22 protein-coding genes and 2 tRNA genes are annotated in these 25,177 nt (G+C 60.7%); 13 read left to right on the forward strand and 11 right to left on the reverse strand.

The annotated features are described in order from the left end of the window. The first annotated feature begins 107 nt into the window (after positions 1–107). The 3 genes from EOL43_RS02340 to EOL43_RS02350 are packed head-to-tail and all read left to right on the forward strand — an operon-like array spanning position 108 to position 4,524. Complete coding sequence (locus tag EOL43_RS02340) at positions 108–2,618, forward strand: heavy metal translocating P-type ATPase (RefSeq protein WP_133485162.1); 2,511 nt, start codon at positions 108–110, stop codon at positions 2,616–2,618. A 19-nt stretch (positions 2,619–2,637) separates the two neighbouring features. Further along, entirely contained in the window at positions 2,638–3,033 is a 396-nt protein-coding gene (gene cueR, locus EOL43_RS02345; protein ID WP_133485568.1) for a Cu(I)-responsive transcriptional regulator, read from the forward strand. Between the two features lie 33 nt (positions 3,034–3,066). Then, positions 3,067–4,524, forward strand: a complete 1,458-nt coding sequence (locus EOL43_RS02350; RefSeq protein WP_133485163.1) for a multicopper oxidase domain-containing protein — start codon at positions 3,067–3,069, stop codon at positions 4,522–4,524. Positions 4,525–4,632: 108 nt separating this feature from the next. Here the strand turns inward: EOL43_RS02350 and EOL43_RS02355 are convergent, their stop codons facing one another. Beyond that, entirely contained in the window at positions 4,633–5,910 is a 1,278-nt protein-coding gene (locus EOL43_RS02355) for an integrase arm-type DNA-binding domain-containing protein (protein ID WP_133485164.1), read from the reverse strand. A gap of 121 nt (positions 5,911–6,031) precedes the next feature. Here EOL43_RS02355 and EOL43_RS02360 point away from each other — a divergent pair. Further along, positions 6,032–6,112: transfer RNA gene (locus EOL43_RS02360), tRNA-Lys, on the forward strand. Positions 6,113–6,186: 74 nt separating this feature from the next. Here the strand turns inward: EOL43_RS02360 and EOL43_RS02365 are convergent. Next, the gene (locus tag EOL43_RS02365) at positions 6,187–6,822 is read right to left on the reverse strand and encodes a trimeric intracellular cation channel family protein (protein WP_133485165.1); all 636 of its coding nucleotides are present in this window, start codon (positions 6,820–6,822) and stop codon (positions 6,187–6,189) included. Positions 6,823–7,015: 193 nt separating this feature from the next. Between EOL43_RS02365 and EOL43_RS02370 the strand changes: the two genes are divergently transcribed. Beyond that, on the forward strand, positions 7,016–8,323 hold the full coding sequence (locus EOL43_RS02370; RefSeq protein ID WP_133485166.1) for an enoyl ACP reductase FabMG family protein: 1,308 nt from the start codon (positions 7,016–7,018) through the stop codon (positions 8,321–8,323). A 13-nt stretch (positions 8,324–8,336) separates the two neighbouring features. On the opposite strand, the gene EOL43_RS02375 is transcribed toward EOL43_RS02370, so the two are convergent. Further along, the gene (locus tag EOL43_RS02375) at positions 8,337–9,254 is read right to left on the reverse strand and encodes a hydrogen peroxide-inducible genes activator (RefSeq protein ID WP_240686433.1); all 918 of its coding nucleotides are present in this window, start codon (positions 9,252–9,254) and stop codon (positions 8,337–8,339) included. A gap of 94 nt (positions 9,255–9,348) precedes the next feature. Here EOL43_RS02375 and nhaA point away from each other — a divergent pair, with 94 nt between their 5' ends. The 3 genes from nhaA to EOL43_RS02390 all read left to right on the forward strand — a co-directional run bounded on the left by nhaA (position 9,349) and on the right by EOL43_RS02390 (position 12,480). After that, positions 9,349–10,542, forward strand: a complete 1,194-nt coding sequence (gene nhaA / locus EOL43_RS02380) for a Na+/H+ antiporter NhaA (RefSeq protein ID WP_133485167.1) — start codon at positions 9,349–9,351, stop codon at positions 10,540–10,542. 207 nt (positions 10,543–10,749) lie between these two features. Beyond that, on the forward strand, positions 10,750–11,115 hold the full coding sequence (locus EOL43_RS02385; RefSeq protein ID WP_133485168.1) for a hypothetical protein: 366 nt from the start codon (positions 10,750–10,752) through the stop codon (positions 11,113–11,115). A 96-nt stretch (positions 11,116–11,211) separates the two neighbouring features. Beyond that, on the forward strand, positions 11,212–12,480 hold the full coding sequence (locus tag EOL43_RS02390; RefSeq protein ID WP_133485169.1) for a PqqD family protein: 1,269 nt from the start codon (positions 11,212–11,214) through the stop codon (positions 12,478–12,480). Positions 12,481–12,544: 64 nt separating this feature from the next. Here EOL43_RS02390 and EOL43_RS02395 read toward each other — a convergent pair whose 3' ends face one another. Beyond that, positions 12,545–12,775 carry a hypothetical protein gene (locus EOL43_RS02395; RefSeq protein WP_133485170.1) on the reverse strand — a complete coding sequence of 77 codons (231 nt, stop codon included), beginning with the start codon at positions 12,773–12,775 and terminating at the stop codon, positions 12,545–12,547. Positions 12,776–13,049: 274 nt separating this feature from the next. Here EOL43_RS02395 and EOL43_RS02400 point away from each other — a divergent pair, with 274 nt between their 5' ends. From EOL43_RS02400 to EOL43_RS02420, 5 genes are all read left to right on the forward strand, one after another. After that, positions 13,050–13,715, forward strand: a complete 666-nt coding sequence (locus tag EOL43_RS02400; protein ID WP_133485171.1) for a response regulator transcription factor — start codon at positions 13,050–13,052, stop codon at positions 13,713–13,715. After that, complete coding sequence (locus tag EOL43_RS02405) at positions 13,712–15,067, forward strand: sensor histidine kinase (protein WP_133485172.1); 1,356 nt, start codon at positions 13,712–13,714, stop codon at positions 15,065–15,067. Before EOL43_RS02400 ends, EOL43_RS02405 begins: the two co-directional genes overlap by 4 nt. A gap of 139 nt (positions 15,068–15,206) precedes the next feature. Further along, complete coding sequence (locus EOL43_RS02410; protein WP_133485173.1) at positions 15,207–15,593, forward strand: hypothetical protein; 387 nt, start codon at positions 15,207–15,209, stop codon at positions 15,591–15,593. A gap of 361 nt (positions 15,594–15,954) precedes the next feature. Continuing rightward, complete coding sequence (locus tag EOL43_RS02415) at positions 15,955–17,016, forward strand: autotransporter outer membrane beta-barrel domain-containing protein (protein ID WP_133485174.1); 1,062 nt, start codon at positions 15,955–15,957, stop codon at positions 17,014–17,016. 48 nt (positions 17,017–17,064) lie between these two features. Continuing rightward, the gene (locus EOL43_RS02420) at positions 17,065–17,367 is read left to right on the forward strand and encodes a hypothetical protein (protein WP_166636184.1); all 303 of its coding nucleotides are present in this window, start codon (positions 17,065–17,067) and stop codon (positions 17,365–17,367) included. Between the two features lie 82 nt (positions 17,368–17,449). On the opposite strand, the gene EOL43_RS02425 is transcribed toward EOL43_RS02420, so the two are convergent. The 7 genes from EOL43_RS02425 to EOL43_RS02455 form a co-directional block, all read right to left on the reverse strand. Continuing rightward, entirely contained in the window at positions 17,450–18,601 is a 1,152-nt protein-coding gene (locus tag EOL43_RS02425; protein ID WP_133485176.1) for an amidohydrolase, read from the reverse strand. A 75-nt stretch (positions 18,602–18,676) separates the two neighbouring features. Further along, positions 18,677–20,308: a putative ABC exporter domain-containing protein gene (locus EOL43_RS02430; RefSeq protein ID WP_133485177.1), complete on the reverse strand. Its 1,632-nt coding sequence runs from the start codon at positions 20,306–20,308 to the stop codon at positions 18,677–18,679. 3 nt (positions 20,309–20,311) lie between these two features. Then, the gene (locus EOL43_RS02435; RefSeq protein WP_240686443.1) at positions 20,312–21,109 is read right to left on the reverse strand and encodes an ABC transporter ATP-binding protein; all 798 of its coding nucleotides are present in this window, start codon (positions 21,107–21,109) and stop codon (positions 20,312–20,314) included. Positions 21,110–21,361: 252 nt separating this feature from the next. Then, positions 21,362–21,437: transfer RNA gene (locus EOL43_RS02440), tRNA-Thr, on the reverse strand. 141 nt (positions 21,438–21,578) lie between these two features. After that, complete coding sequence (locus EOL43_RS02445; protein WP_133485178.1) at positions 21,579–23,054, reverse strand: heme biosynthesis protein HemY; 1,476 nt, start codon at positions 23,052–23,054, stop codon at positions 21,579–21,581. 10 nt (positions 23,055–23,064) lie between these two features. Then, positions 23,065–24,351, reverse strand: coding sequence for a hypothetical protein (locus EOL43_RS02450; RefSeq protein ID WP_133485179.1), 1,287 nt, complete (start codon positions 24,349–24,351; stop codon positions 23,065–23,067). Positions 24,352–24,426: 75 nt separating this feature from the next. After that, positions 24,427–25,119, reverse strand: a complete 693-nt coding sequence (locus EOL43_RS02455; RefSeq protein WP_133485180.1) for a uroporphyrinogen-III synthase — start codon at positions 25,117–25,119, stop codon at positions 24,427–24,429. Between the last annotated feature and the right edge of the window lie 58 nt (positions 25,120–25,177).

The raw sequence follows: 25,177 nt of genomic DNA on the forward strand, positions 1-25,177 counted from the left end.
CCCAAGGGGGAAGGTCAATGCTCAAGAAAACGTGATGCTTGGCCCTTGACCCTCCCCTTACTGGAACCCCCATGTTCGACTCGAACACCCGTTAAATGGAGGGTCCCATGTCCGAGAAATCCCAAATCCGGCTGTCCGTGGACGGCATGTCCTGCGCCTCGTGTGTCGGTCGCGTCGAGAAGGCTCTGACGGCAGTTCCTGGCGTCGACAGCGCTGCGGTCAATCTGGCCTCTGAAAGCGCTGACATCGTGTTTTCCGAACCCGCAACCCTGACGGCCTTGGCTGACGCGCTAGAGCAATCCGGGTATCCTGCCCAGATGGCCGAGGTCACGTTGCAGATCGAGGCAATGACCTGTGCAAGCTGCGTCGGTCGTGTCGAGCGTGCCTTGACCGCCGTGCCCGGGGTTCTGAGCGCATCGGTCAATTTAGCCACCGAAACTGCGCATGTAAAATACGCCGAAGGGATCGTCGCCCCAGCGGATTTGGCCCGTGTGGCAAGTAACTTGGGCTATCCGGCACAGGTCCAGCAAGGAAGCGATCCCGACAAAGCAAGCCGAAAGCTGGCCGAGATCACCCGGCTGGGGCAGCTTACATTGGTGGCCGCCATTCTGGCCCTGCCCGTCTTCGTGATTGAAATGGGCAGCCATCTGTTTCCGGCCATGCACATGTGGATCGAACGTAGCATCGGCATGCAGACCAGCCGCCTTTTGCAGTTCGTGCTGACGACCATCGTGCTGTTCGGCCCCGGGTTGCGCTTCTACACCAAGGGGTTTCCGCTGTTGTTTCGGGGCACTCCGGACATGAACTCTCTGGTCGCTTTGGGGACCTCGGCCGCCTACGGCTTTTCGGTCGTTGCAACCTTTGCACCCGATCTGCTGCCCGAGGGCACAGCAAATGTCTATTTCGAGGCAGCGGCGGTGATTGTCGTTCTGATCCTTCTGGGCCGCTGGCTTGAGGCGCGCGCCAAGGGCCGCACCGGCGAGGCGATCCGCAAACTGGTCGGGCTTCAAGCCAAAACAGCGCGGGTCGAACGGGGTGACGACATCGTTGAAGTTCCGATTGACGGCATCTCGGTGGGCGACGTCATCCATGTGCGTCCCGGTGAAAAAATTGCCGTCGACGGAGAGGTTCTATCTGGAAGCTCTTACGTTGACGAAGGCATGATTACCGGCGAGCCGGTGCCGGTTGAGAAAACCACTGGCGCCGAAGTGGTAGGTGCCACCGTGAACGGCACAGGCGCGCTGCGCTTCCGGGCGACCAAGGTGGGTGCCGACACGATGCTGGCCCAGATCATTCAGATGGTGGAACAGGCGCAGGGCGCGAAGCTTCCGATTCAGGGTCTGGTGGATAGAATTACCGCTTGGTTCGTTCCTGCCGTTATGGGCGTGGCCGCCGTGACCATCGTGGCCTGGCTGATCTTCGGCCCCGATCCCGCGCTGAGCTTCGCTCTGGTCGCAGGGGTTGCGGTCCTGATCATTGCCTGCCCGTGCGCAATGGGTCTGGCGACCCCCACCTCGATCATGGTGGGCACCGGACGTGCCGCCGAGCTTGGGGTGTTGTTTCGCAAGGGTGACGCGTTGCAAATGCTGGGGGAAACACAGGTGGTTGCTCTGGACAAGACCGGCACGCTGACGGCCGGGCGGCCGGAACTGACCGACCTGATTGTGGCAGATGGCTATGATCGTGATGAAGTCTTGCGGCTTGTTGCAGCCGTTGAGGCTGGCTCTGAACACCCGATTGCCGAGGCCATCCTGCGGGCGGCCGAAGAGCGGGGCCTGTCCCTTCCAACCGTCGAGAAATTCGCGTCAATCACAGGATACGGAGTAACCGCGACTGTGGAAGGGCGGCAAATTCTGATCGGCGCGGACCGACTGATGGTGCGTGACGGCATTGACCTAGGCAAACTCGGCGACTCCGGAACCGAGCTGGGGCAGCAAGGACGCACCCCGCTTTACGCCGCCATCGACGGCAAGATTGCCGCTGCCATCGCCGTATCGGACCCGATCAAGCCCACGACACCCGCAGCGATTACTTCTCTGCACAATCTGGGTTTGAAGGTCGCCATGATTACAGGCGACAATCAGGGCACAGCTGATGCCATCGCGCGCAGTTTGGGCATCGATCATGTCGTGGCCGAGGTGCTGCCCGAGGGCAAGGTTACGGCCCTTAGCAACCTGCGGGACCATGGCAAACTGGCCTTTGTGGGGGATGGGATCAACGATGCCCCCGCCCTGGCGTCAGCCGATGTGGGCATTGCCATTGGCACTGGCACCGATGTGGCCATTGAAGCCGCGGATGTGGTGCTGATGTCTGGCGATCTGACCGGCGTGGTCAACGCGTTCGACATTTCGGCCCGGACCATGCGCAATATCCGCCAGAACCTGTTCTGGGCTTTCGGCTACAACACGCTCCTGATCCCGGTGGCGGCTGGGGTGCTGTATCCCACGTTTGGCCTGCTTCTGTCACCCGTTCTGGCCGCCGGTGCAATGGCGCTGTCTAGTGTGTTCGTACTGTCAAACGCCTTGAGACTGCGCTGGGTCCGGCCAGCGATTGGCGCGGGAACATCGCCATCAGCGACGCGCCCAATAGCTTTGAAACCTGCCACCGCCGCCAGCTAAAGGGGAGGCTACCATGAACTTGAATATCGGAGATGTGTCCAAACGCACCGGCCTTCGCGCAAAGACCATTCGCTACTACGAGGATATCGGGCTGGTCACACCGCTCAGGGATACAAACGACTACCGCGTCTTTCGCGAAACCGATCTGCACAAGCTGACCTTTCTTAGCCGCGCGCGTGCCCTGGGCTTTACCATTGATGATTGCCGCAATCTACTGGCGCTCTACGAGGATGAAACGCGCGCCAGCGCAGATGTGAAAGAGATCACCAGCAAGCACTTGAAAGAGATCGAGGCGAAGATCAACGATCTTCAGGCCATGCACGCCACGCTGAGTCATCTGTCTAAGGAGTGTGCGGGCGACCACCGCCCTGATTGCCCCATTCTCGAAGGTCTTAGCGGTGATGATCGCCGCTAAGCTTGCCCATCAGATCCAAAAGGAATTTCGCCCATGATCTCTCGTCGAACTCTGCTGTCCGGTCTTGGCGCCGCCTCTGTGATGTCGCAATTTCCGGTCCGCGCATGGGCCACCACACCTTCGAAGCCCCTGCAGATGCCGCCTTTGGTGGATGCTACATCCAGCGGACAGTTCACTCTGACCGCACAAGCGGGCGAAACGGATTTCCCGGGCCATGCATCCAGCCGAACCTGGGGGTTTGACCAGCCTTTTCTGGGGCCAACCGTCAGGTTGAACCATGCGGGTGACACAGCGGTCGCTGTTCACAACACGTTGGACGAGGCGATCTCGGTGCACTGGCATGGGCTTGTGGTGCCCGGCGATGTAGATGGTGGGCCGCATCAGCTGGTCGATCCCGGCCAAACCTGGTCCCCCGTCCTTCCCATCGACCAGCCCCCTGCAACCGTCTGGTATCACAGCCATACGCATGGCAAGACCGCGCAACAGGTGCATATGGGTCTGGCAGGTGTTCTTCACTTGACGGACGGGCAGGACGATGCACGCGGCCTGCCAACCACCTATGGCACCGATGACCTGACCTTGGTCCTGCAGGACCGTCGCTTCGATCAGGATGGGCGCATGTCATATCGTGTGACCATGCATGACCAGATGATGGGGTTTCTTGGGGACACCATGGTGGTCAATGGACAAGTGGGTGCCACCGCCATCGTCCCAAAGGGGGTGGTCCGCCTGCGTCTGCTGAATGGTTCGAATGCTCGGATCTATACCTTGGCGCTGTCTGACGGTCGCCCCATGCATTTGATTGGAACTGATACGGGTCTGCTCGACGCCCCCATTGCGCTGGAAACCCTAAGCCTTGCTCCCGGCGAGCGGTATGAAGTTCTGGTGGATTTCGGCGACGGGAAAGACATATCGCTTCTGAGCGGACAGAACGTCAACGAAGGGATGATGGGTGGCATGATGGGGCGGCGGAGCCCTTCCGGGCCACCGTTCGAGGTGCTGCCCTTTGTCATTGACCCTGCGGCGCCAGCCCGGATAACCCGAGTGCCTGAGGCGCTGGGTGGATCGCGTCCGAACATGGACGCGAGCTCAGCCGCCCGACGCCGGATCACGCTCGACATGGCCATGGGTCCTGGCATGATGATGCGCCGCGCCGAAGACCGGTTCTCGATCAATGGTCAGGCATTTGACATGTCGAAAATCAACTTCAAAACACAGGTGGGGCAGGTTGAGAAATGGAGAGTGTCGGCCAACATGATGATGCACCCATTCCATGTCCACGGCGTCATGTTCCAGGTGCTCAGCGAGAACGGACGGCCTCCACGGCCACAAAACACGGGCTGGAAGGATACGATCCTGATTGATGGTGAGGCTGAGATCTTGATGCGGTTCGACCGCCCGGCATCAGAGGCACTGCCCTACATGTTCCACTGCCACATTTTGGAACACGAGGATGGCGGCATGATGGGGCAGTTTACTGTGAGCGGTTAGGGCCTTGTCTGCGCAAATGGCATTGGACGAAAGCGATCCGTCGGCTTCGCTGCCACTTTGCAGAAGGGCTGCCACGTGTTTTGGGCAGCCCTTAATCAAAATCTAGCATCAAGTCTTTTCGAGTCTTCGTAGGGGCACGATGTTGGCCTCAGCTTCCCATGATCCGGTTTCCACCGCACTAAATACCAACCCCGCCCACGCTTCCATCACACGTACCTTCTGGGGCCACAGGGTGGCGTGGTTATAGGCAGCAATGACGCCGGAGCGCGTGGAGGACTGGCGGTGATTCAGAAGGGCATCAACAACAGTGGGCTCACCAATTCCATGCTCGGCCAAAACGGTGAAGAAGGTTCGCCGCAGATCATGAAAGTTGAAGTCCTCAAGGCCCGAGCCTTTGCGCACCTTGTTTTTCAGGCTGGTCCAGCTGGTAAATTTTTTGCCAGGGGCAGCCAGTGGGAAGACACGCGGATCATCCTGAGAACCTGTAACATCGAGCAAACCCATGGCCTGATCCGGAACAGGCAACGCGAAGGCATCACCGTTCTTGGTACGCTTGCTCGGCAACACAAGCCTGCCATTCTCGGGCTCCACCTCGCTGGCCACAAGCTCACAAGCCTCGTTGAAGCGCAAGGGTAGTAGCATCATGGCCCGCAGGAAGCGCAACTGCGCGTCAGACAACCCATCACAGAGCCACAGAGAGCGCATCTCAGCGGCATTGTAGTGCCGGGTGCGAGGTTGGGGCGGTTTTGGCCTTTGACGCTTGCTGACACGCGTACAGGGGTTCTGAAGCACCACTTCCCGCGCCAGAAGATCATCGAAGAAGCGACTGAGTGCGCCAAGGCGATGCACGGCACAGGCACGCCCTTTGTGAAGATCAAGCATACGCATTACGTCCTGAGGCGTTACATCCTCAGGGGACATGGCTTCAGCCTGCATCTCTTGAATACCATTCCTCAGCGCACCGCGCTCGGTGGTGATATGACGCTCAGAGCCCGTCAGTGTGGTGATGTAGGCCTCAGCCGCTTCCGCCATCGTCGTGGCTCGGGCAATTTTCTGTGCCTTCGCAACTTTCGCAGCCTTGCGATCCGCCGCGGGATCACCTCCGGCGGTCACTTCAGCCTTCAGCCTTGCAGCCTCCGCTCTGGCCTCAGCAACACTGTGAGACTGAACCGTGCCGATCTTGATGGATTTGCTGGCGTGTTGACGGCCATCGGGGCGACGCCCGGTGGGCTTGTAGTCGAGATAGTATGTGGCGCTACGGGCGGCCACACGCAACTGAAAACCAGACACCTCGGTGTCGCGGTAGATTGCAGCCTGGCCCCGGTTGCTGAGGGCCGATTGGACTACGGATTGGGTCAGTTTGATCTTGGTGTTCTTACTGGTCATTTAAACTTTCCGGATTATTTCCGGATAGATATATGCCAGAATCCGCCCACCATTGGCAAGTGGCGACCGGAGGTATTCGCTTATTTTCTTTACTTTTCAATTGTTTATGTCAAGATGTGACGAGATGAGCCCGAACTGGGCAGGTTACGTCAACTGACTTTTAATCAGTGGGTCGAAGGTTCGAATCCTTCACGGCTCACCACTTTCATCTTACACAGCAAGATGTTGCGAGCCGCGCTATCAAGCGCGGCTTTCGTGTATCCAGGATGAACGTGATTAGGTCCGAAACGCCTCGTCATCCGGCTTTGGGGGGTTCATCCACAGCACAACAAGACGCGCGAGAAGGATGATTCCGAAGGTGAAAAGTGCCGCCATCGTCTCGCCCAGAAATTGCGAGAACGCCAGATAGGCGGCGCCTCCGGCCAGCGAGATCGTGGCGTAGAGGTCTTCGCGCAGGACGCTTGGGGTGATGTTGCACAGAAGATCGCGGATCATGCCGCCCGCGGTGCCGGTTACGCAGCCGATCACGATGGTCAGGACGGGCGCCACCCCGGCCTCGAGTGCGACTTGAACGCCAGTCAGGGTGAACAGCGCCAACCCGACCGCATCCAGATACATCAGAAGCGCAAGCCGCCGCCCGTTGCCGGTCGGCATGCGGGCCGCGACGAAGAAGCTCAGCAGTGATGACGGGACCGCCACCAGTAAGAAACGCAGGTCAGAAATCCAGAACACCGGGGTGAGGCCCAGAAGCAGATCCCGCAGCGTGCCCCCGCCTACAGCGGTGACGACCCCCAAAACGGTCGCGCCGAACAAATCGAGGTTAAAGCGGCGGGCCTGAATGGCCGCTGAGGCCGCCATGACAGCCGTTGCGATCAGCGAGAGCGGCACAAAGAGTATTGAAAGCGTTTCCATCGCCTGCACCTTAACCGGCGCGGCCAGCGGTGACGAGCACTTCTGGCGCCACAGCCGCGCGGGCCGGTTTGGCCCCGTCACGGGCGCGATCCGCTAATCTAGCCCCCTTTTTCCCGGGATGACTTGAATTTCCGCGACCAGCCCGCGTAGATCGACTACTAAGAGCAAGACACAGACAATGCAGGATGCAGATATGAAGAACTCAATCCCTCTGGCGACCCTTCCGACGAATACCCTGTTTGGGCAGGGGGATGTCTTTGTCCTCTTTGGCGAGCTGTTCGGGCGTGGTTATGCCACCGGGCTGATCGAGGCCGCAAAGGCCGCCGGGATGGAGGTGATCGGCATCACCGTTGGGCGCCGGGACGAGGACGGCACCCTGCGCGCCCTGACCGAGGACGAACTGGCCGCGGCCGAGGACAATCTGGGCGGGCGAGTGATCAACATCCCCCTGATGGCCGGGTTCGACATGGATGCCCCGGAAGGCGGCACGACCCCGACCGCGATGTTGGGCGGTATGACCTTGGACAACTGGCAGGGCTACAAGCTGGACTGGGACCAGATCGAGCAATCCCGCGCCCTTGGCACCGCCCGTTTCACCGACGCGCTGACCAAAGTGATGGCCGAACTGGACGGCATGATCCCCGCCGGGAAGAACGTCTTCTTTGCCCATACGATGGCAGGCGGTATCCCGCGCGCGAAAGCCTTCATGGCGATCGCAAACCGTGTCTACAAAGGGCGCGGCGCGCGCTATCAATCCTCGCAGGCGCTGATCGAAAGCGATCTGGGCAAGCTGATCTTGCAGAATTTCGACGAGGTCACCGCCAACAGCTTTGGCCACCTTCTAAGCCACAGCACAGCCCTGCGCGAGCGTATCGAATCCGAAGGTGGGCAGGTGCGCTATACGGCCTATGGCTATCACGGGACCCGCATTCTGATCGACGGGGAATACCGCTGGCAGACCTACACCAACTACACCCAAGGCTACGCCAAAATGCGGCTGGAACAGTTCGCGCAAGAGGCATGGGACAGCGGCGTCAAGGCGACCGTCTATAACTGCCCGGAAATCCGCACCAACTCGTCAGACGTGTTCGCGGGGATCGAACTGTCGCTGCTGCCGCTTCTGGAAGCGCTGCGCAAGGAAGGCGACGGCGCGTGGACCGATGCCCTATGGGCAGAGTGTCAGGCCCTGCTGAAAGATGATGTCGCGCTGGAAGATATTCTGGGCACCGTGCAGGCCTATCAGTTGGACCCGGTCATGCAGCCCTTCTACAACTTCACCGCCTGGCCGATGCCCAACAGCGCCGAGCAGGTCGACAAGACGGTCAGCACCTCTCAGGACATCGTGGGCCTGCATGCGGATCGAAAGGTCTTGGTCAGCGATGTGCTGAGCCAGCACGTTGTGAAAGCCACCGGCCAGTTGATCTTCGACTGCAGCAGCGAACCCGAAGGTCCGGTGCTGTGGCTGGATCACGACATGGTCGCCAAACAGCTGACCGCATAAGGGCTGGGGCCGCTCAGGCCCCGTCCGAATTCAAAAGCCGCTGCGCCTCGCTGCGCAGGATGTCGGCCAATACCTCGCTGCCCGGTCTTGGCTCGGGCAGCTGGGGTTGGATCAGGGCCAGATCGCGGCTGGCTGCGGGGTCGTCCAACGGATACAGGCGGACTTCGGTGCCGCGGCGGGCTTCGGTTGCAGCATAGATGCTGGGCAGAATGGCAATCCCGGCACCGGTGGCGGCCATCAGGCGGATGGCGTCCAGGCTGGTGCCTTCATACTCGTCCGACACACGCCCCCCGGCCCGCGCGGCCAATCCAGCAACGATGTGGGACAATCTGTGGCCCGCCCCAAGTGTCAGAAGCGTCTGCGCGTTCAGATCGCTTAGCGCCATATGAGGTCTGTCATGCGCCAGCGGGTGGTCCAGCGCAACGGCAGCCCACAGGCTTTCGGTAAACAGATGCGATCTGCGCGCGCCGGGGTGATCTTCCGGTGACGAGATGATCATGTCCAACCGACCACTGCGCAGCCCTTCATCCAGCTCGTGCGTGCTTTCCTCGCGCACGATCAAGCGGAAGCTGGGGTGTTCTTTGTGCAAACGCTGCACCACGCCGGGCAGCAGATAGGGACCGATCGACGACGGAACGCCCAAACGCAAGCGCCCCTGAAAGATACCGCCCCCCTGCGCGGCGGCGCGCAAATCCTGAAGCTCGTGCAGGATCTGGCGGGCACGGCGGACGATCTCTTCGCCGACCGGAGTGATCTTGGCCCCGGCGCGCCCGCGTTGAAACAGGGTCACGCCCAGATCTGCTTCGACCTCGGCCAATTGCGCGGACAGGCTGGGTTGGCTGACATTCAACTGCGCCGCCGCCAGACCGACCTGACCGGTCTCGGCCACGGCCACAATGTATTCAAGCTGGCGCAGGGTTGGACGCATCATAGCCTCAAACTATGTAAATCAAAGCTAACTTATATTTGAAAGTATACATAAGCAACCGATATGGCGACCTATACATTCAACACCGGAGCCGCCCATGGAAAAGACCCTGTCCCGCATTCAAGCCTTCATGAAGCTCGAAGCCAGTGCCGGGCTGATCCTGATGGGCGTGGCCCTGTTGGCGATGCTGGCGGCAAACACAGCGTTGGCCCCGTATTATGACAGCTTTCTGAACACCAATGTCCGCGCCGGGATCGGCGGGTTCGAGATCTCGAAGCCTGCGCTTCTGTGGATCAATGACGGCTTGATGGCGATCTTCTTTTTCCTCGTCGGGCTTGAGATCAAACGCGAGGTGCTGACGGGCGAGCTGTCCAGCTTTGACAAAGCTGTTCTGCCGGTTCTGGCGGCGATCGGCGGCATGGCGATCCCGGGGCTTGTCTTCGTCGCACTGAACTGGAGCACGCCGGAGAACCTGAACGGCTGGGCCATTCCCACCGCCACAGACATCGCCTTCGCGCTGGGCATTCTTGCCCTGCTCGGCACTCGCGCGCCTGTTGCGCTGAAGGTGTTCCTGCTGGCCATCGCCATCATCGACGATCTGGGCGCCATCGTGATCATCGCGGTGTTCTATACATCCGAGCTGTCCACCAACGCGCTGACCTTGTCGATGCTGGGCTTTGCACTGGCCGTCGCGCTGAACCGGATGGGGGTACAACGGGTCGCGCCTTACCTGATCATTGGCGTGTTCATGTGGGTGTTCGTGCTGAAATCGGGCGTGCATGCGACGCTGGCCGGTGTGCTGATCGCGCTGACCATTCCGCTGAAGGCCAAAGACGGGGACAAGGCGCTGCTGTATAAGCTCGAGCACGAGCTGCACCCGTGGGTCGCCTTCCTCATCCTGCCAGTCTTTGCCTTCGCCAACGCGGGGGTCAGCCTGCAGGGGATTTCTTTCTCGGACCTGATGCAGCCGCTTCCGCTGGGCATCGCCGCCGGGTTGTTCATTGGCAAGCAGATTGGCGTGTTCGGTGCGACGTGGATCGGTGTGAAAAGCGGCCTTGCCCGCCTGCCCGAGGGCGTCACCTGGCACCATGTCTATGGCGTCGCCTGCCTGACCGGTGTTGGCTTCACGATGAGCTTGTTCATCGGTTCGCTGGCCTTTGGCGCGGACGAGACCATGAACGCGGTGCGTCTTGGCGTGATCTCGGGCTCGATCCTGTCAGGCTTGGTGGGTTTCGCCGTGCTACGCACCGCAAGCTCGCAGCCCAAGGCGGCGCAAGACGCGGCGGCATAAACGAACGACCCTGATCGCCGGCTTGTCGCACACCCTGCGCGACAGGCCGGTCGGCTCTGCCCACCTTACATGTTCAAAATCCTCTTGGATCGCTTCCTGACAAAACGCTGACACTGCCGTTCAGGCTGTCGACCTGTGCGAAGTGCTATCAAGGGTTGAGGCGCACGAATCAATGGCGCCGGAACGACAATGTAAAGGACAGAGCAAATGACCAAAGAAGACGACAAGGTATTTTCCCGGCGCAAGGCGCTGACCCGCATTGGTGGGCTGGCACTGGCCGCCTATTCGGTACCCGCACTGACCACGCTGTCGGCTGCACACGCATCGTCGGCCCCGTCGCCGGCAAGCGCTCCGTCGCCCGCTAGCGCCCCGTCGCCGGCAAGCGCCCCGTCGCCCGCCAGCGGCCCGTCGGATTCCAGCGGACCTTCTGACGCAAGCGGCCCGTCCGAGGCAAGCGCACCGTCGGAAGCCAGCGGCCCCAGCGGCCCCCGCGTTGTGACGGCTGAAGAATGCGAAAGCGGCGGTGGCACCGTGGTCACCCGCGACGACGGTGTTAAAGTCTGCCGTCAGTAAAGTGATCGTGGGTATCCCCACCTGATCTACGACCTGCCCGCACCTCAATTGCGGGCAGGTCGGATTGCGTTGACGCGCAGGGGGAAATTCGCTGGAATGAACAGCGAGAAGTGGGAGCGGAACGTGGTGGAACCGCAATATGTGCAGCTTGATGGATTGAAGCATCCCGTCGCGTTGGAAAACGCGGACGAGATCGGGGCGATGCTGCCCGCCATCCTGTCTGCCTGGCCGCACCGCATTCTGACGACACCGCCGTCGGAACCGCCCTTCATAACTGTCAGCCCCGCCGGACCAGACCGCTGGAACGTGCTCCATGCGGACCAGCCCGACGCACCCCGGATTTGGGATGGGGTCAACACGGTCTGCGATATCGTCGCCGAAATGGCGTGGGAACGCCTGCGCTCGGATCCCGACCTTTTGTGCCTGCACGCTGCAGCCATCGACTTTAACGGGCGTCTTGTGGTGATGCCTAACGCCAGACGCGCCGGCAAAAGCACCTTAGCGATTGCCTTGGCGCGTCTGGGTAGACCCTTGTATTCTGACGATTTTCTGCCGGTCCGCGTGGACGCCGAAGCCCGGACCTGTGCGGGCATCGCGAACGGCATTCAGCCGCGGCTGCGTCTGCCCCTGCCCGAAGGCTTCAGCGACGCCTTCCATGCCGAGGTCGCGCAAGATCCCGGCCCATCGAACCGCCAGTACAAGTACCTGTCCAACGCGCCCGTCGCCCCGTGGGGCGAGACGCTGCCCTTGGGTGCAATGGTCATGCTCGAGCGCAGCGATGATCCACAGCCGCCACACCTGAGCGTGATGGCTCGCGAAGACGCCCTGGCCAGCCTGATCACGCAGAACTTCGCCCGCACGCGCCATGCCGGGGCGATCCTGCGCTCGATCGACCTTCTGTCGCGCAATCTGCCGATCTATCGGCTGACCTATCATAGCGCTGAAGAGGCCGCCGAATACCTGTCGGCCCATCCCGACATGACCGCCCTTCCAGCCGCGCAACTGACCGAGTTTACGCAGGATGACAGACAAGCGCCACTCGACCAGCTTGGCCGCCCTGCCCCCAAATTCGCCAAAGATCTCTGCTATACGCAAGCCCAAGGCGTGACCGAAAGCGTGGTGGGGGACGAGGCGTTTCTGGCCGATGGATCCGGGATCGGCATCTTCCGCCTGAACCCGGTGTCGGCCGCGATCTGGAACCTGCTGGAGGAACCGACCGATCTGGGCGAAGTCGTCGAGATCCTATCCGAGGCGTTCCCCGACGTGCCCGTCGATCAGATCAGCACGGACAGCGAAAACCTGATGCGCAGCCTGACCCGCGCACGTTTGATTACCCCCGCATCCCAAAACATGGCCGCGCAATGAGTGATGGCAAGCGCATATCACGCCGTGCCGCGCTGATCCGGCTGGGTCTGGGGGCTGCCAGTGCCTATATGGCGCCCAGCATGGTTGGGCTCAGCCAGGCGCGGGCGTCTTCCAGCGCGCCCTCCCCAGCCTCGGCGCCCAGCCCTGCCTCGGCCCCGTCCCCGGCCAGCCCTGCATCGCCGCCGTCACCCCCGTCGCCAGCCAGTGCGCCCAGCGCGGCAAGCGAGCCATCCGGACCAAGCAGCCCGAACGGCTCGGCTCCGACCAGCCCCAGCGGACCTAGCGGGCCGGGCACCTGCAGAAGTTCGTCGATTTCGGGGAACGGTCAGATTTCGCGCCAAGACTACCAACGCGCGCAACGTGCGATTGCGCGCGGCGAGGCACGGCCACTGCAAGAAGTCTTGAAGAACGTGCAATCGAAGCAGCCCGGAAAGTTGCTGCAAGTCGGATTCTCTGACAAAGGTAACCGTGCAAGCTTTCGAGTGCTGATCGTTGATCGGAGCGGCGCGGTCGTCTCGGTCTCGGTTGATGCGGGCTCGGGACGAATTACAAATATGCGGAAGTGCTAGATGCGTATCCTCATCGTGGAAGATGAACAGAAGATTGCCGAGCTGATCGCGGATGTTCTGGAAGGTGAGGGGCTGATTCCCGAGATCGCAAATGATGGCGAAGAGGGCTGGTTTCTGGGCAGCACCGAAAGCTATGCGGCCGCAATTCTTGATATCGGCCTGCCCAAGCGTGATGGCCTGTCCGTGCTGCGCGCTTGGCGGGACGAGGGGCTGGACCTGCCCGTCATCCTGCTGACCGCCCGCGCCAACTGGAACGAGCGGGTCGAAGGCATCGATGCGGGTGCGGATGATTACCTGGGCAAGCCATTCCAGATGGAAGAATTGGTCGCGCGGCTGCGCGCCCTGTTGCGCCGGTCCAGCGGGCAGAAAGCCACGATCCTAGAGGCCGGGTCGCTGCGGGTCGATCTGCGGCAGATGCGCGTTTCAGTCGACGGGCGGCCGTTGAAAGTCACGCCTCTGGAATATCGCCTGCTGAACTATCTGCTGCACCATCGCGGCGAGGTGGTGACACAGGAAGAGCTGGTCGAGAACATCTATTACCGAGATCAGGAACCTGACAGCAACGCGGTCGAGGTTCTGGTCGGACGCCTGCGCCGCAAGATTGGCGGCGGTGTGATCGAGACACGTCGCGGGTTTGGGTACATGATCGCCGGGGACGAGACATGAAGCTGTCCCTCAGCCTTCGCCTGTTGTTGGCAGCCGCCATGACAACGGCGATTGCCTTGGTGGCCACGGCCTTTGTCTTCAACTTCCTGTTCCGTCTCTATTTCGAAGACCGCGCGCGCGACGAGCTTGAGACCTATCTGATCCAACTCAGCGGGAATGTCTCGGCCACGGCCGAGGGCGCGATTGAGGTCACTCCGATTCCAGACCCGCGCTTCAATCAGGCGCTGTCCGGATATTACTGGCAGGTGCAGATCGATGACGCCGAACCGCTTCTGTCGCCATCTTTCTGGGCCGCGCCGTTGGAACTGACCCGCCCACAGGCCGCGGGCGTGATCTCTTTTACCGACCTAACAACGGGAACCGGAGACGCCGTCGCGGTCGCCAATTGGATCATCACGATGGGCGAAGGCGAGACCCGGAAAGAGGTCTTTTTGGCAGTGGCCATCGACCGCGCGGATCTGGATATGTCGGTCGCACGGTTCACCACGAACTCGATCTTCTGGCTGGGGGTCTTGGGCCTGTTTCTGATGATTGCCAGTTGGTTCCAAGTGCGCTTGGGGTTGAACCCGCTGCAAAAGATCCGATCCGAGATCGCCCGCGTCTCGCACACCCCAAACGGGCGGTTGTCGTCGGATTATCCCTCCGAAGTTCTGCCGCTGGTCGAAGAGGTGAACCAGCTTCTGAACGTCAATGCCGAAGCGCTGGAGCGCGCCCGCTCGCGCGCGGGGGATCTGGCACATGGGTTGAAGACGCCCCTGACAATCATGCACGGGATCGAGCGCAAGGTGCGGCGGGCTGGCCAAGACAAGCTTGCCGATGATCTGATGACGGAAATCACCAGCATTCAGCACATTGTCGAACGGGAATTGGCCTCGACCCGCGACAGCCAGCAGGCGCTTCTGAACTGCGACGCCGGTCCGATCATTGACCGCCTGCACAAGGCGCTTGGCCGCCAGCCCGGCGCCGAGCACATTCAGTGGGACATCGACCTGCCCCGCCCCCTGTACCTGCCCTTTGACGAGTACGACCTGACCGAGCTACTGGGCAACCTGCTGGACAATGCGGTGAAGTGGTCCGAAAGCCGAATTACCGTGCGCGGCGGGCAGGACGGCACGCAGGTGCTTCTCTGCGTTGAGGATGACGGCCCCGGCATCCCGGAAGACGAACGTGATGCGGTGCTGGCACGCGGGGCGCGACTGGACCCAGAACAGCCGGGCACGGGCTTGGGGCTGAGCATTGCACAGCGCATGGCACAGGCCCATGGCTGCGCCCTGTCGCTGGATCAATCCGAATTGGGCGGCGTGAAAGTGTGTCTTGCAGCGCCCGAGGCCACGCAGGCTGATGCTCTGTGACGCAACACACGGACCGAAATCCGCAGACCCAGACTTTTCTGTCGACATTCGCCGCGATTGTGTGGAGTTTGATGCAAGCCCGCGCGGGCCGTTCGAAAGCTGATGTGCCATCTCTTTAACCAGAAAAGACAAACCAGACATGTTCCTGCCCAAGACCACGAAACTGTTCGCAACACTCGTATTCTCTCAGTTCATGATTGGTGCAGCCATCGCCCATGACAGCCCCGATCACAACGGGAAGAATGGTGGCGTGGTGCATGTGACCCAGCACAGCCATATCGAACTGGTCCGGTCAGACGACGAAATCGCGATCTATCTGTATGATCTAAATCTGGAGCCGCGCGACGCGCAGAACATCACCATCGACGCGCTGCTGGTGGATGGCACCACCCAGACCGATCTTGACCTTCAATTCACGCCCCCCAACAAGTTTGCGGCCGAGGGGATTTCGGCCCCCAGATCGGCTGCAATTGTGCTGCGACTGTTTCGCGACGGTGCGTTTTGGGACCTGACGCGCATCAAGTAAGCCGCCAGTCCCCGTCAACTTACACTTTGAAACGGAACCGAAGCTCCACCCTCGGTTCTATTGCATTTCGCAACTTCTACTATAAGTATATGTAACTGTAACATAAATACCCTTACAGAGATTTTTGCTCTCGCCCCGGCCGACCGCGCCCGACTTTCCTTCAAATGTTAAGAAAACATGAATAAAAGTTAACCCAAGGGCAACAATTCGGCAGTGACGAAATCTTTCCGGGCAAGAAAGCATTCAAATTGCGTCCATAGAAACGCAGAGAAGCAAACGCTCATCCCGGATCTCCTGTCACAACTGAAGCCTGCGAATTACGCCGAAAGGCAAGAACATTTACGCCATAAGGAGTTAGGGGATGGCTAAAGAACGAGGGATGAATGTGCTGGGCTTGAAGGGTGTGCCCGGCCTGTTCAAAGGGGTGCGCACATTTGCTGCTGTGATGGCTTTTGGCCTGTTCGGCGCGACCCAAGCAGATGCGCACAGTATTGACGGGATGGCAAACGTCACCAGTTCGACCACTACGGGCATTGCCGGTGACACGATTGACATCGGGTTTGACTACACGATCTGGCACGCAGGACATGCGCCACCCGCACCATGGGAAATCTATCTTGATGGCGTAACTTTGCTGGCCTCTGGCTCGGAACCGTCAGTCAATGGTACCGTCACACGGTCGGTAAACACATCTGTTGTTATTCCCGCCAACACGGCACCCGGCGCGCACCAAATTGTTATCACGACCTATTGTGACGTTGGATCCTGTGCGACATCGCGGTTCATCAATATCAACGTCATCGACCCTGCTGGTGAAGCACAAGCACTGATCGGCACCCTGTCCGAGGCACGTGGCCGTCTGATCATCCAGAACGGTCCGAACCTGGAACGCCGCATCGGTCGTCTGAACAACCGTAGCCGCAATGTTGACGCTGCAGGCGAAGTCGCCAGCCGCGACAGCGCCGCACCCGAAGGCGAAGCTGCTGCTGGTGGCACTTTCCTGGCATCGTCCAATCCTGCTGCACGGACGTCGCCCTATGACTTCTGGATCGAAGCCGCGCATGCCAAGTTCTCGGCCGGGAACATGGACGGCGACTTCAACATCATCCACATGGGTGTTGACCGCTTGGTGAACCCTGACCTTCTGATCGGTCTGGGCCTGCAGTTCGACAACGCACGCCTCAGCGGTGCTGGCGCCGAGATCTCGGGCAACGGCTTCATGATCGGCCCGTACCTGACCAAACGCATTCAGGACAACCTGTATTTCGATGCCCGCGTGGCTTGGGGTCGGTCGTCGAATGACGTTTCGCCCTTCGGCACCTACACCGATACGGTTAACGCAGAACGCTGGCTGGCAACGGCCGCTCTGGTTGGTGACTTCCAGGTTGGCGAGCTGACCGTCCAGCCCGAAGCACGCCTGTAGTGGTTTGAAGAAACCACCGACGCCTATCGCGACAGCAACGGCATCCGCGTGGCACCTGTCACCACCTCGTTTGGTTCGTTCGAGGTCGGCCCGACCTTCTCGCGCAGCTACAATGTTGGAAGCGGCGGGACCCTGACCGCCAACCTCAGCGCCAAATCGATCTGGACCTATGACTTCAGCAACGGTGGTGTCGCCGCGTCGACCACCCGTGGTCACTCGGGCCGCATCGAGATCGGTCTGGACTACAGCAACGATGACAACCTGCTGATCAACGGTTCGGTATTCGTTGACGGCGGTGGCCGCGACTGGGACTCGCTGGGTGTCACCGTCGGTCTGGACTACACGTTCTGATCTGATTTGATCCGAAAAATCGAAGGGCGGCCGGTGCATACCAGCCGCCCTTTTTCTTTGCCGCGATCCTGTCTTATGGCGATCACGGGTGCGCGGTCAGCCGATCCACGATGGCGCAGAACTGGTCGATCACAACGGGCAGCAGCGCATCGGGAAAATCATAGTCCGGATTGTGCAGCTGCGGCTGATCCACCCCCGACCCGACATAGAGCATCGCCGCACAGGCCCCATCATCAGCAAAGCGGCCAAAGTCCTCGGACCACGGCATCGGGGTGGTCATCTCGTGCGTGTCATGCCCCAATGCCTGCGCCGCATCACGTGCGATCTGCACCGCCTCTGCGTCATTGACCACCGCGCGGAACACGTCATGCCAAAGCAACTCGACCTTCAAGTCGCCCTGCACCTTGGACACCAGCGCCTGCGCGTCCGCCATCAGGCGCTCCATCCGCGCGTTGGTCATCGAGCGCAACGTCACCCGCAACTCGCCATCCGCAGGGGCAATCCCAAAGGTCGGCGCGCCCAGCTTCGCATGGGTCAGGGTGGCGAGGGCGAACCCCTCGTCCCCGATCTGGCCCGAGCCCAGCGCCGGAAGCGCCTCCATCAACGTCGCCATTGCCTGCGCGGGGGACAGCCCGTCCTGAGGTGCCGCCGCGTGCGAGCTTTTGCCCTCGAACAGGATCTGCATCCCGCGTGACGCGCAGTTGCCCGGCCCCGACCGCAACCCGATCTCGCCCAAGGGGCGTCCGGGCAGGTTGTGATAGGCAAAGGCATAGTCCGGCTTGATCTCGGCCCAGCGCGGATCGTCGATCACCGCCTGCGCCCCTGCCCCGGTTTCCTCGGCCGGTTGGAACAACAGGATCACACGACCACAGGCGGGACGGCGCGCAAGATGCATCGCAACCCCCAAGATCGACACCATATGCCCATCATGACCACACAGGTGCCCCTTCCCCTCGACCTCGGACCGATAGGGTAGGTCCGAGATTTCGCGGATCGGCAGACCGTCCAGCTCGCAGCGCAACAGCACCGTGGGGCCGTCAGACACGCCAGTAAACTCGGCCGCCACACCATGACCGCCAAGCCCGCGCCAGATGTGATCTGCGCCCAGCTTGGTCAGCTCGTCATCGATGCAATCGGCGGTCTCGGCCTCTTCCCCCGACACCTCGGGACGGCGATGCAGCGCGTGGCGCAAGGCGGTCAGATAAGACAGCTGATCGTGGGACAGGACAGGCATGAAACCCCCATTGGAAACGATGATAGTAGGCCCGAAGTATGCGAGCGCCTTAGGCGAGGTTCGTAATTCTGCGCTCTAGTCGACGGTCTCAGCCACTGCGAACCGGCGAAAAGCAAATTGCATCATGACCAACGTCAGAAGCACGATCAAGGCCAAGGTAATCCAACTGGCCAAGGCTGGCAGAACCAAAGAGGTTCTAAACGTTGTGAATGTGGCGAAACCCACGGCAGCCGATGCCGCAACAGCGATCAAAACGACAATTGTCTTCGCTATGAACTCGACAAGGGAACGACCAAGAAATTCGAAGTCCGCCCGCCCCATCGGAACAAGTTTCTTCGGAAACAAAAGATGTATCGTGTTTTCGATTGTGTAGATGAGCACAGTCAACGGGAGCGCAAATGCTGCAAATACCAGTGCACCGGATGTGACGAAACCCTTTTCAAAGACGGTGATGCTGACGATCAGGGACAATACGACAACATAGGTCACAAGCACCTGAACCACGAGCTGGCCTGCGCAGATGCGCCACGGGGCGATGGGCAGGGTCTTGTAGATTTCCATCCTGCTCAGGTCGCCGCGAAAATCGCAAACCAGTGTGCGCGGCAGGATGAACCCGAAAAAGGTGTAGATAATCGTCAAGGCGCGCGGATCTGAAAGGGGTATACCGACCGCCGCAACTAGCGGCCCGGCGCAGGCGGCGATGCCAGTGAACACGGCGACGACCTTCAAAGAGTTGCGGGCAACGTTCAACGCCTGTCGCCAAGCAATGGGGCCCAAGCCTCCCCAAGCCGGCGAACGACGGAATGAGCGCACCTCGGCGCGTTGCGTGGCCCAGTAGGATCCCCCTTGCTTTACGCGTTCCCACCGGCTGCTCTCGCGGGCGTTTTCGCTGAGGGCGCGGTCGGTCGTGCGGGCGTCAAGCACGATCGCCGCGCGCAGCAGTGCGGCGTTGATGAGGAACGCGATGCAGCCCCAGAAGGCCAATTGCGACAAGGATGACGACACGAAGAGTTCGGCAAACACAATATAGGGTATCAGGATGATCGTGCCGATCCACGAATGCCGAAACGCAGATAACAGATCAAAGAGGCTACGGTCGGGCACCATCCACGCGTAAACTATGCTGGCGGCTGCAGCTGCGAAAAGCAGCGCAATGACGGGGTATCGTATCCGCGCGAGCCTGCTGCCTTCCAGTGTCTGAGAGGTCATGACGATGACGGCGCTGTTCAACTGAACGAATGTGATCGTCAGAAGCGACGCAAAGAAAGCAGACAGGGCCGAGCCCGTTTGCCCCTGCGCAAAAACGGCGATGAGCGCACTGCTTAAGGTGGCCCCAGCAACGTAGGCGCCAAATTTGTAGATGATCAGGTCGCGGCGACGGAACGGCCCGGTAAAAAGAAAATTGATCTCGGCCGGCGAAAAATGAAATGTCGGCCCCGTCGTCAGCGCCACCGTCAGCAGCGACATCGCAAGCATGCTGATCGGCATGAAAGTACTGATCTGCGCGCTTAACGCTTGCCGATCCAGGGCTGCGTCAGACAGAGACCCCATGTCCGACGATGAGCTGTTCGTTACGAAGAGCAGCCAAATGATCCCGACAAAAGCAAGAAAGAAAAGCAGGCCACGCAAGCTTGTCAACTGGATCAGGCGCTGGCGAAAACCGCCGCGCAATCGCATCACAAGAAGACGAAAAAGCGCTTGATCCATAGCTTAGGCCTGACCGGTCTCTTTGTTCTGGGTGATTGTGAAATATGCCTCTTCAAGTGCTGAACTATCCTCGGTCTGGCCGAACTCGCTCGCCACGTTGTCCATCGTGCCAAACAAGCGGCATTCACCAAGGTTCAACACCATAATGTGCGTACATAAATCTTCGAACAGGCTCAGAAGATGCGAGCTGATGATGATCGCTGCACCAGCTTGCGCACGTTCGCGGATCGCCTGCTTGATGCCCCGGATGCCCTGAGGATCGAGCCCCGTCAGCGGCTCATCGAACAGGATAACCTTTGGATCATGCAGGAAGGCGCAGGCGATCGCCACTTTCTGGCGCATGCCACGAGACAGGTTATGAACAAGCGTATCACGCTTGTGGGTCAGTTCGAACGACGCAAGAAGCGCTTCGGCACGTTCCTCGAAATCTGTGACTTTGTAGGCCGCCGCAGTGAACGCCAGATGCTCCCATACTGTCATGGTATCAAATAGCCGCGGATCGTCGGGAATATAGCCAAGGTTCTGCTTGGCGGCGATGGGTGCCTTGGCAATATCATGGCCGGCAATCACAAGCTGTCCCGAGGTGGGGGGGATAATCCCGCACAGGGCACGCAAGGTCGTTGTCTTGCCCGCCCCATTCGGCCCGAGCAACCCAAGGATCTGGCCGGACTCAACCGAAAAGCTCAGGTCCTTCACGGCCGTGAAGCCTTTGTACTGCTTACTGAAATTTGTGACTGTGATCATTTCTCTTTGGCCAAGATTATCCGGCTTACCTGCGGCCGAGCGGTTTGAAGTGGGCACCAACAACACTTAGGTCAGCGGATATTCTACACCAGTTCATGGCAACTCTATGTCTAAGTTGTCAACTGTGCCTCGACCTGCAATCTGTACTGGTCATTGATCGGGAAGCGACGGCGCAAAACATCGCGCCCATCTTTGTGTAGCTCGACGTTGGCTTCGCCAAAAAACTCAACACTGAGGGTGGGTATAAGGGTGGAGACAAGCCCTACCCCATATAGCAAATATCGGATTTAAGAATTTTCCGGAAAGGGGTGGTGCCGCTGATAGGACTTGAACCTACGACCCCATCATTACGAATGACGTGCTCTACCAGCTGAGCTACAGCGGCCCACATGTTGCCGGGCGAATTCCGCCCCGCAGCGTTGGGGGTTTTAGACGTGACACGATCTTTGCGCAAGCGAAAACAATGCGTCTGAACGGACTGTCAGGCGATCAGGCGGCGATGCAAGTCCACCGCCTGAAGGGATGGTTATGCAGCGGGCTTGTCGTCTGCCTCTTTCACGACTTCACCGTCCAGAACGGCGGGGTCGTCGCTGAGCTCTTCTGCGTCTTCAACCGCATCCACCGGGGCGTCACCGACGACCAAGGGCAGCATCTCGGCGCCCGTAGGCACGGCACCCTCGGCCTCGGGCGCGGGTTTCCACGCCAGCGTGTCAAAGCCATCGCAGTTGTTGCAGACCGGCAGCCATGCGGCGTGCACGTGGTTGCAGCTTTCGCAGACCCACTGAGGCCCACGCGGCGCGGTTACCGCACGGGCGAGCGTCGCGCGCACATCGTGGTCCGAGGCACCCTCGCCCCGTTCAATCGCCGCCAGAAGCGTCAGCGCGCGTTGCGTCGGCATCGCGTCCGGCAGATCGCCCAGCGCGGTGCGGGCGGCGGGATAATCCTCGGCTGCGATGTTCAGCTCGGCCAGCAGCATGCGGGTTTCGGGGTTGCCGTCCTGATGCTTGGTCAGAGCGCGGAACCGCTTGATCCGTTCGGCAGGCGTTTCGTCGGGCGCGATGTCGGCAAAGGCTGCAGCCAGATCCGGATGGGGCTGCGCCGACCATGCCTTGACCAGCACGCGCGAGGCGTATTTCGGCTTGCCATCGGCGATGTACCCACGCGCTGCCATCACCGCAGCGGGCACAAGATCGGGCGACAGGCGGTTGGCCTCAATCGCGGCGACACGCGCCTCGATCGGGTTGCCTTCCTTCATCACGCCCTTGGCTTCCGACAGCGCCAGAACCGCATCGCGGCGCTTGTGCACATCGCGCGGCAGGGCGCCATATTTCAGCTTGGCGCCCAGCGTCTTGCGCGCACCGGCCCAGTCATTGTTCTGCGCCTGAAGGCCCAGAAGCACATCCTGCGTTTCGGTATGACGCGGCTTCAGCGCAAAGGCTTTCTCGGCCAGCTTCATCGCTGTCTCGGTGTCACCCTCTTCCAACTTCTGCTTCATGATTCCGCGCACGCCGACAAACTGCGTGCGTTCATCTTTCAGCAACCGCTTATAGACCTGAGCCGCCTTGCGCTTATCCCCCGACATCTCGGCCGCTTGGGCGGTCAGCAGGTTGGTCAGTTCGGGACGGCGCAGATATTTCTCGGCCCGGGCGGCCTTCGACATCGCGGTCGAGCTTTCGCCCGACGCAATCGCCATCATGCCCTCGGCCAGCGCTTCATAGCCTTTGCGTTCACGCGAACGGTCGAAATAGCGCGAAATCGCGGTTTCGTCGCCATTCACGAAGCGGACAAAAGCAACCAGCAGCCCAAACACGATCAGCGCCAGCCAGATGGCTATGACCAGAAGCACCCCGGCGATAACCGCCTGTAAGGGCTCCATGTTGAATTCCGTTCCGCCGATGGCGATACGCACGCCACCTTCGGTTTCCATGAGGATCCCAGCGCCCACTGTCAAAAGTGCAATCGCTGCGATGAACAGGATAATCTTAATCAAAGACCAAAGCATCGGCGGTTCCTCAGTTCGTGTTCATGTGCTGGGACAGATCGGCAGCGGCGGCCAGGGCATCGCGACGCGCGGTGGCGGTTGCGATCCACGGGGCCAGCGCAGGCTGTCCGGCGTCAGGCATGGCGGCCAGTTCCGTCAGTGCGGTGTCCAACTGCCCAGCCTTCAGCGCGGCTTCGGCGCGCGACAGGATGGCGTCGGGATCGTCGCCCTCTTTCGGTTCCAACGACCGCGTGCCCAGCTGGGTGCGGAAAAAGGCCGAGACGCGATCCATCTCGCCCGCTTCCACAGCCGCGCGGATCGACGCATCCAGCGACGCGCGCGCAGCTTCCGGGAAGCTGGACTGGAGCGTTTGTTGGGTGGCAACACCATCCGCCGCAATGGCCGACAGCGCGTCCGGCGCGGTTAGGCCTGCGTTTTCCGTCAAATCAAACAGCGCGTCCCCAAAGGGCTGGCCGGTTTCAAGGGCTGCATGCACGCGCGCCATTGCGGCCCGCGCTGCTGCTGCCCGCGCGGTTTCAGCGGCCGAGACTTCCAGCGTCTGCGCATCTTCTTTCTGGCTGGTGATCCGCGCAAGCTCGGTATCCAGCATCTGGCGCATCTGCTGCAACTCACGCTCATACGCAGCGGCAGCAGCTGCAGCGGCTTCCATGCCGGATCCCTGCGGCAGTTTTTCGACCGTGTGAATGCGGTTCTCAAGCTCGTCCAGCTTCGCGCTCATCCCGTCAAGCTGCGTGCGCAGCTGGTCCATTGTGCCTGCGGTTTCGTCCCGCAGCCGATCCAGCCCATCATCCGCGGCCAAGGCGCTCAGGCTGTCACCCTGCGCAGCGGTGCTGCTTTCCAAACCGGCAATCCGGTCCTGAAGCGCGGCCATCTCGGCGATCATCGGATCTTCTTCCGGCTGCCCAAACGACCACTGACCCGCAAACTGGGCGGCCCCAAATCCAAGGGCTGCGGCAATCACACCACCCAACAGCATCGGGCCAAAAGCAGATCCGCTTTTCTTGGGTTCTGCGGCAACCGGGGCTGGGGTCGGTTCAGCAGAAGTTTCAGCCTCTTCCGGGGCCCCCTCAGCACGCTCCTCGGCGTCAGCTACGTCTTTAGGCAAATCTTCGCCGTCCGTGCTCTCGGCCGCGTCGGAAATCACAGCGTCATCCTGCTCAGACTCCGCCGCAGGCGCATCCTCGGTCGGGTTTTCAGGAGGTGTATCCTGGTCCTCGTCCAGCTTGGTTTCTTCAACGACAACGGCGTCTTCCACCATTTCCGCCGTTTCCTTGGCTGTTTTCGGAGACTTGGCCAATATAACGAACCCCTCGAATCTTGCTCTAAAATGCTGCAGCTGCGTAGAACAGCCTACCCCTTGCCTTGGTGCGGCTCAAGCGACGTGACCACGCAATGCTGCGACAATCCCGCTCACCATCGCATCACCGGTCGGCGTACCGACAAATTCGGCGGTTTCGCCTGTCACCACACGCCATTCTTCTGCGACCGCATCACTCATACCTATGACGTGGAGGTGCCGACCCGGTTTCGCAATGGCTTCCCCAACCAAACGCGCCGAACGGGGCGAAAAAAGGGGAAGCAGGGCGGGGTCTTCCCCTTCCAACGCCGCGCGTGCGGTATCGGTCAGGGGCTGCGCCACCTGCGCATAGACCTGATGGTCGCGGCATGACAGGCTGGCAGCGGTCAAACGCGCCGAGATATCGACCGCTTTATGCGAGCCACAGAGATGCACATAGCTGCCCGGTCGCGCACCCAGCTTCTGCAACAGTGCTTCGGCATTCACCGCAACGGTTTGGACCTGCGCGCCTTGCGCCACTGCGGCCTCGGCTGTGCGGCTGCCGACGCAATGGGCGGTGATGCCGGACAAATCCCCCCGCACCGCGTGTTCCGAGGTCAGGATGACCTCCACCCCAGACAAGTCGGGCCAATCCCCAATCGGCTGGATCTGCAAAATCGGCGAGATCACATGCGGCACTTCCTGCCCCAGCGCCGCTTCGACCTGCGTCAGAAACCGCTGCGCCGCCGCCTTTGGGCGCGTCAGGACAAGGATTGGAAGCTTGGGCATGTTTCGGGCCGGGATTGTCTGCGAACTGTCTAGGTGTTACCCCCAACCGACCCGTTCC

The organism is Aliiroseovarius marinus, assembly GCF_004360145.1.
Classification (GTDB): Bacteria; Pseudomonadota; Alphaproteobacteria; order Rhodobacterales; family Rhodobacteraceae; genus Aliiroseovarius; species Aliiroseovarius marinus.

Excerpts from the sequence above, each read along its gene's own strand:
- EOL43_RS02425 (WP_133485176.1), bottom strand. The coding sequence starts at position 18,601 with ATGCCTGTCCTGTCCCACGATCAGCTGTCTTATCTGACCGCCTTGCGC.
- EOL43_RS02415 (WP_133485174.1), top strand. The coding sequence starts at position 15,955 with ATGGCTAAAGAACGAGGGATGAATGTGCTGGGCTTGAAGGGTGTGCCC.
- EOL43_RS02390 (WP_133485169.1), top strand. The coding sequence starts at position 11,212 with ATGAACAGCGAGAAGTGGGAGCGGAACGTGGTGGAACCGCAATATGTG.
- EOL43_RS02375 (WP_240686433.1), bottom strand. The coding sequence starts at position 9,254 with ATGATGCGTCCAACCCTGCGCCAGCTTGAATACATTGTGGCCGTGGCC.
- EOL43_RS02405 (WP_133485172.1), top strand. The coding sequence starts at position 13,712 with ATGAAGCTGTCCCTCAGCCTTCGCCTGTTGTTGGCAGCCGCCATGACA.
- nhaA (WP_133485167.1), top strand. The coding sequence starts at position 9,349 with ATGGAAAAGACCCTGTCCCGCATTCAAGCCTTCATGAAGCTCGAAGCC.
- EOL43_RS02355 (WP_133485164.1), bottom strand. The coding sequence starts at position 5,910 with ATGACCAGTAAGAACACCAAGATCAAACTGACCCAATCCGTAGTCCAA.
- EOL43_RS02340 (WP_133485162.1), top strand. The coding sequence starts at position 108 with ATGTCCGAGAAATCCCAAATCCGGCTGTCCGTGGACGGCATGTCCTGC.
- EOL43_RS02445 (WP_133485178.1), bottom strand. The coding sequence starts at position 23,054 with ATGCTTTGGTCTTTGATTAAGATTATCCTGTTCATCGCAGCGATTGCA.
- EOL43_RS02455 (WP_133485180.1), bottom strand. The coding sequence starts at position 25,119 with ATGCCCAAGCTTCCAATCCTTGTCCTGACGCGCCCAAAGGCGGCGGCG.
- EOL43_RS02410 (WP_133485173.1), top strand. The coding sequence starts at position 15,207 with ATGTTCCTGCCCAAGACCACGAAACTGTTCGCAACACTCGTATTCTCT.
- EOL43_RS02430 (WP_133485177.1), bottom strand. The coding sequence starts at position 20,308 with ATGGATCAAGCGCTTTTTCGTCTTCTTGTGATGCGATTGCGCGGCGGT.
- EOL43_RS02350 (WP_133485163.1), top strand. The coding sequence starts at position 3,067 with ATGATCTCTCGTCGAACTCTGCTGTCCGGTCTTGGCGCCGCCTCTGTG.
- EOL43_RS02365 (WP_133485165.1), bottom strand. The coding sequence starts at position 6,822 with ATGGAAACGCTTTCAATACTCTTTGTGCCGCTCTCGCTGATCGCAACG.
- EOL43_RS02370 (WP_133485166.1), top strand. The coding sequence starts at position 7,016 with ATGAAGAACTCAATCCCTCTGGCGACCCTTCCGACGAATACCCTGTTT.
- EOL43_RS02385 (WP_133485168.1), top strand. The coding sequence starts at position 10,750 with ATGACCAAAGAAGACGACAAGGTATTTTCCCGGCGCAAGGCGCTGACC.
- EOL43_RS02400 (WP_133485171.1), top strand. The coding sequence starts at position 13,050 with ATGCGTATCCTCATCGTGGAAGATGAACAGAAGATTGCCGAGCTGATC.